Origin of the sequence: Acinetobacter psychrotolerans (assembly GCF_048552595.1) — a bacterium.
GTDB lineage: Bacteria > Pseudomonadota > Gammaproteobacteria > Pseudomonadales > Moraxellaceae > Acinetobacter.
Genome location: NZ_JBIMDK010000034.1, coordinates 1 through 5727, shown reverse-complemented (window position 1 = coordinate 5727; position 5727 = coordinate 1). Strand labels below are relative to the sequence as shown.

Below are 5727 nucleotides of genomic sequence, written 5' to 3'. Positions count from 1 at the left end.
GGCGAAGGTTCAGTGAACATGGATCCGCCACAAGTGACTGTTGCTATTGATCCAGAAGGTAACATCACGATTACTTATCCAGATGATGTAGATCCAGGCACGATTAATAAAGATAAAATCACGATTACCGACAAAGCTGGTAATCCGATAGAAGTCGAACTGACCCCAAGTGATGATGGCTTAACTTTTACAGGTAAAGTCCCAGCGAATTTTGATGGCACAGTGGAAGTTGAAGTACCAGCAGGTTCATATGAAGACACTTCAGGCAATCCAGGTTTAGTGGGTGAAGGCGAAGGTCCGGTGGACACCACACCACCGCAAGTAACTATTAAGCTAGAAGAAAGTGAATTGGTAAATCCAATTCTTACTATTAAATTTACTGAAATTCCATGTGATGTAAATGGTGTAGCCTTAACACCAGAACAAGTAAAAGCATTACTTTCTACACAAGGTTTTGATTTTGATAGTGGTTTGACAACTAAAGATGGTGGTTTGACTTGGACGGCACCAATTACTTATACAGCTGGAGATGCTAAAGCTTCTATTATTGATGGTAGCTATTTTGATGCTGTTAAAAATTCGGGTGGCGGTGCAACGGATAGCTTAATTGCGCCAGAAGTTATTTCTGTAGAGCCAACTAAATCACTATTAGTGACGGGTGGTAATATGGGAGGCAGTAAATTTGAAAGTGGTAATATTACTTCCAATGGTGCCGATGCTTCAAAATTTAATAAGCACGAGTTAAACGTCGATTTAGGTACTGGTTCAGATAATGCGAGAATCATTATTAATTTAGATAAAGTAGATAATGCCTTCACATTAATGGTGAATGGCGTTGATCTTATTAAATCTACCAATGGTAATAAAGCTGTTTTCCAAATGGAAAATACGGATAAAACACATGGCACTAATCAAATATTACTTAAATATTATAATGATAAAGGTGCATTAGTTGAGTTTGGTGAAGCAGCGCCTTGGACTGCTAATGTAAATGGATTACCGCGTATTCAGGTAGTAATTACTGAAGATGGTATACGTTTATTTGGTGCACTGAGTACAACATCAACGGAGTTGGTTGAGCTATATATTTCTGATCAGGATATGTCAAGATTGAACCTCCCTGATCTGAAGAATGGTGTGAACACAATTACTGTGATTAATCCTGATAGCTCAAATGCCGATGCAATTAAAGGAAATATGTCTGCATTATCTGGTGCTGGTTTCACAATTTCTGATGATGACAGTACAGAAGTTTCCAAAGCGGTGATCAAAGTAGCAGGTGACCTGAACGGTACTATTATTACTCCTGTTTTACCCGAGGGAATGAAAGCAGTATGGAATGCAGATCATTCTGAATTGACTCTTATTGCGACCAATGGAGCTTTATCACATCAAGATTTTACCGATGCGATTAACCTACTCATGTTTGGTGTAAAGGGATCAGCTACTGTTACTGCAGGTGAGCGTAAAATTGAAATTACGGTTTACGATGAAGATGGTTTGAAATCTGATACAACGACAGGTGTTTTCGATTATCAATCTGGAATGGGGAATATATATGTAAATCAGTTTAATTTTAGTGATTCAGTAGTTACATCGATTTCAGATACATTTGTAAATAAAGATAATCATACTGTGGATGATATAGGTGGAGTAATCTTCAACCTACTGAGCGACGACAACCTTGGTGGTAATACCGAAGTGACTGTAACTGACTTTAAGCTTGGTTCTACGCAACATATTGATGTTTCAGCATTGTTGTCGGCTTCTGCGAATGCAACGAATATTGGTGAATACTTATCTGTTCAGTATGATGCAGATAAAGATCAAGCGGTAATTTCTATTGATCGTGATGGTGCTGCAATCGATTATCAAGCTGCTGATTTACTTATTTTAAGTCATCAAAAGACAGATATAACACTTGACGAATTATTGAAAAATAATCAAATCATCATTTAATGATGGTTTGATTGAAAATCTAATTCAGCAAAATTAAAAAAGCTCCTTCGGGAGCTTTTTTGCATTTTAAATGATTGGAAGTAGCTGTTTAAGTTAAGCTTTTTAAGAATAAGGCAGTAACTTTCAGTTATGGTTTTGCATTTATTCATCTAAGAACTTATTGTGACCATGTTACTGGGTCATCCAATGATCTTGAATACCTTTGTAAATTTAAATCGTCAAAATAGTAAAGTTGGATAAAAGACTGTCTTCAAGATAATCTTTTAACTTTAGATGCAGAGGAAATAGGGTAAAATTCATTTGTATTTACCTCTTAAATCCCAAAGGGTAATAAAAAATGAGTGACGTGATTTTATCAATAAAACTCTCTTTTCTGACAAATGTTGGATTTTGAATAGTCAATTCAAACTTAAGATGATTGATTTACACTAAAGAAAATTCACGAGAGTGATCATCTGATGATTATGGATAAATTAAAAAATAAACAGGACAAAGAAATGAATATTTTAAGCACGCAATTCGTACAAGCATATTCGAAAACACAAAGAAAACAGCTGATTAAAACATTATCAATTGTAGCAATAACGGGACTTTTACCATTATCTATACACGCTGAACCTGCACAAAAGCTTAATTTAACGCTATCCGAACATTCAAAAGCTAAAATTAGAACTTTAATGAATGATCCCAAGGTATGGCAACAGATTCCTAAAGAATTGACACTATGTGTTTTTTCACCTGATGGTGCAAATGGTGAGGCTTATGAACAAGCAACCACATATATCAGTGAGTTACCTCGAATTTCGCAGGTGGCAAAAGAATTTGGAGTAGATATGAAAATTACTCGCCCAAGTAAATTATCCATGAAAATTGATTTAAATTATCCAAAATTAAAGAAATCAGCAACGACGGAAATTAATATACGTGTTTACACAGATGAGCGTGTATTGACTGAAGATTTTCGTAGTAAAAAATGTGATGGTGCAGGTATTAGTAACCTACGAGCACGTCAATTTAACCCATTTGTAGGCAGTATAGATGCACTGGGTGCGGTACAAAGTTATAAACAGTTGAGCACTGTCATTCAGTTATTGGCACGCCCAGAATATGATGCCAAGATGGTCAATAAAGACTATGAAATTGTGGGTGTTGTACCATTAGGCGCAGCTTATATTATGGTGAATGACCGTCGTATCGATACCATTTCCAAAGCTGCGGGTAAAAAAGTTGCGGTAATGAATTTTGATGGGACACAGCGTAAATTGGTACAAAATGTCGGCGCACAGCCAGTTTCTGTAGATTTGCTGAGTGTTGGTGGTAAGTTTAATAATAAAGAAGTCGATATTATGGCTGGTCCAGCTTTATTATTTAAACCTCTAGAATTACAAAAAGGCATGACGGATAAAAGTGGCAAAGTGACTGGAGGAATTATTAAATTTCCTCTGATTCAGGTGACGGGTACTCTAATTATGCATCGTAATAAATTCCCTGTTGGTATGGGGCCTATTGCACGTGAGATGATTTCTAAACAGCTTGCGCCTGCATTTACATTTGTTGATAAAATTGAGAAAGAAATTCCAGATAAATATTGGATGGATATTCGTGAGGCGGATAAACCTGGTTATGTCAAAATTATGCGTGAGGCACGTATTCAGATGACTAAAGAAGGTTATTATGATCCTGCGATGATGAAAATCTTAAAGAAAATTAGATGTAATCAAAATCCGACCAATGCTGAATGTTCTTTAACTGATGAATAATCGTTAATTGAATAACGGTATTTAAGCCAAAATTCTAAAGTGAGTTTTGGCTTTTTTATTTAGGATGATTTGTAATTGAGTAAAAACTACTGTGCATTACTTCATTCATACTATAGTTTTTATATTTTATAAAAACTATAGTCGAGTGTGTATCGGATGTTTTGATTAGAATCAACTTATTATTAAAAGACATAGAATGAATAAACTATTTTTAAAATATGCTCTGATCATTGTGATAATTTTGCCGAGTTTGTGTTTTGCACAGAATTACCAAACGGGCGATATTATTTTCCAAACGTCTAAATCTGCACAAAGTATGGTGATCCAAAAAGCAACCCACTCGCCTTATAGTCATATGGGTATGATCGTCAATATGAAAGGGCAATATTTTGTACTAGAAGCGATTCAACCTGTTCAATACACGCCTTTGCAACAATGGATCAAGCGTGGTGTGCAGCATGGATATGTGGTTAAGCGTTATCAAAAATCATTAAACTTAGCGCAACAGCAAAAACTGGTCAAGCAAGCTGAAAAATATTTAGGCAGGCCTTATGATATTTATTTTGAATGGAGTGATGATGCAATTTACTGTTCTGAAATTGTGTGGAAAGCATATCAAGATGGGTTAGGAATTCAACTCGCACCATTAAAAAAACTCGGTAGTTTTGATCTATCTGATGCGAAAGTTAAAGCACTCATGAAGCAAAGATATGGTCTACAGATCCCATTACACGAAACCGTGATTTCACCTAAAGATATTTTTGAATCTCAGCAATTGCTCATCGTGAAATAGATTGCAGTGAATGAGGCTATAGCGGTTTGAATGGTTGTCAAATCGTTGATCAGTAATGTTATTATTTCATTTAATCCTTTTAATATTCTAATCATAAAACAAAAAAGCCTGAGTCATTATGACTCAGGCTTTTTTGTTAAGAAATTCCAATTTTATTATTGAAATATTCTTGAATGTGGCGACCCTACGGGGATTCGAACCCCGGTTACCGCCGTGAAAGGGCGATGTCCTAGGCCTCTAGACGATAGGGTCAATAGATTGAGGCTACCTTTGAATTTAGAAACTAAACCATTAAATTAATGGCGACCCTACGGGGATTCGAACCCCGGTTACCGCCGTGAAAGGGCGATGTCCTAGGCCTCTAGACGATAGGGTCGTTTCAGAGGTGGGCGTATATTAGGGCGAATTTGGTAATGTGTCAAACCTTTTTCGGCAATAAAAAGTGAAATATCACTTATATGTACAAAAACACAGCAATGATGCCAATATGGTTGAATTTAGTACGGTTAATTGGGGTTGGGATGCAAAATAGGCTCTAAAATATTTTGAATAACAGCAGGGTGTTGTAAGTAGCCCGTGATTTTATGAGGGGAACTAATAAAAGTTGAAATAGAGGTATTTAATATGGCGGGTTGGAAGTCAAATGGCGCATTAACTAATGGAAAAGCTGTTAAAAAATCATCAGGACAATAAAAATTATGCCAATCTCCAATTAAACAATCGGGTCTTTTGATAGGAGGTGTGAGTTTATCTTGAATCACTTTAAAAGCTAAAGGTGAACCTAGTGTAATAAAACGTTGTATTTTATATTTAGGTTGGAGTTGCTGCAAAAGTTTATATGCAATGACCGTACCTAAGGAATGTGCAACGATAATATGCGTTTCATTTTCTTCTAAGCTGGCTAAAATCCGTTGATGGACTTCATCCATAAATTGAGGATTTGCTAGATATAAGTAGGTTTCGATGAGAAATTTATGAATTAAGCTTTCATGAAGTTTAGGGAAGTTATTTAAAATTAAAGAGAACTCTTTGAGTGCTTTATCCTTAATCAATTGCGATGTTAAATATAAGCGTTTAGAAAAATTTAAGTCTTCATTGGGTGTGAAATAAGGCAATACAGGGCAGAGTAAAACTTGAAGTGCGACATAAACCACCTAATTAATTTAAAGGGTTTATGGAGTATATAAAATTGTCATACCATCATCTTAACTTTGA

At 35.7% G+C, this 5727-nt stretch carries 3 protein-coding genes, 2 tRNA genes and 1 pseudogene; 3 read left to right on the top strand and 3 right to left on the bottom strand.

What is annotated here, in order from left to right:
- The 3 genes from ACG94X_RS16615 to ACG94X_RS16605 all read left to right on the top strand — a co-directional run.
- Positions 1–1959, top strand: a 1959-nt coding sequence (locus ACG94X_RS16615) for a type I secretion C-terminal target domain-containing protein (RefSeq protein ID WP_419384779.1), incomplete at its 5' end; no start/stop codon positions are given.
- Between the two features lie 497 nt (positions 1960–2456).
- Positions 2457–3719: a putative solute-binding protein gene (locus ACG94X_RS16610; RefSeq protein WP_419384778.1), complete on the top strand. Its 1263-nt coding sequence runs from the start codon at positions 2457–2459 to the stop codon at positions 3717–3719.
- Positions 3720–3915: 196 nt separating this feature from the next.
- Positions 3916–4512, top strand: a complete 597-nt coding sequence (locus ACG94X_RS16605) for a YiiX family permuted papain-like enzyme (RefSeq protein ID WP_419384777.1) — start codon at positions 3916–3918, stop codon at positions 4510–4512.
- Positions 4513–4688: 176 nt separating this feature from the next.
- Here ACG94X_RS16605 and ACG94X_RS16600 read toward each other — a convergent pair.
- From ACG94X_RS16600 to ACG94X_RS16590, 3 genes and pseudogenes are all read right to left on the bottom strand, one after another.
- A tRNA-Glu gene (locus tag ACG94X_RS16600) sits at positions 4689–4764 on the bottom strand.
- A gap of 48 nt (positions 4765–4812) precedes the next feature.
- Positions 4813–4888: transfer RNA gene (locus ACG94X_RS16595), tRNA-Glu, on the bottom strand.
- A gap of 130 nt (positions 4889–5018) precedes the next feature.
- A pseudogene (locus ACG94X_RS16590) lies at positions 5019–5633 on the bottom strand (hypothetical protein); the annotation flags it as partial.
- Between the last annotated feature and the right edge of the window lie 94 nt (positions 5634–5727).

Coding starts and splice junctions, on each gene's coding strand:
- ACG94X_RS16610 (WP_419384778.1), top strand. CDS start 2,457: ATGAATATTTTAAGCACGCAATTCGTACAAGCATATTCGAAAACACAA.
- ACG94X_RS16605 (WP_419384777.1), top strand. CDS start 3,916: ATGAATAAACTATTTTTAAAATATGCTCTGATCATTGTGATAATTTTG.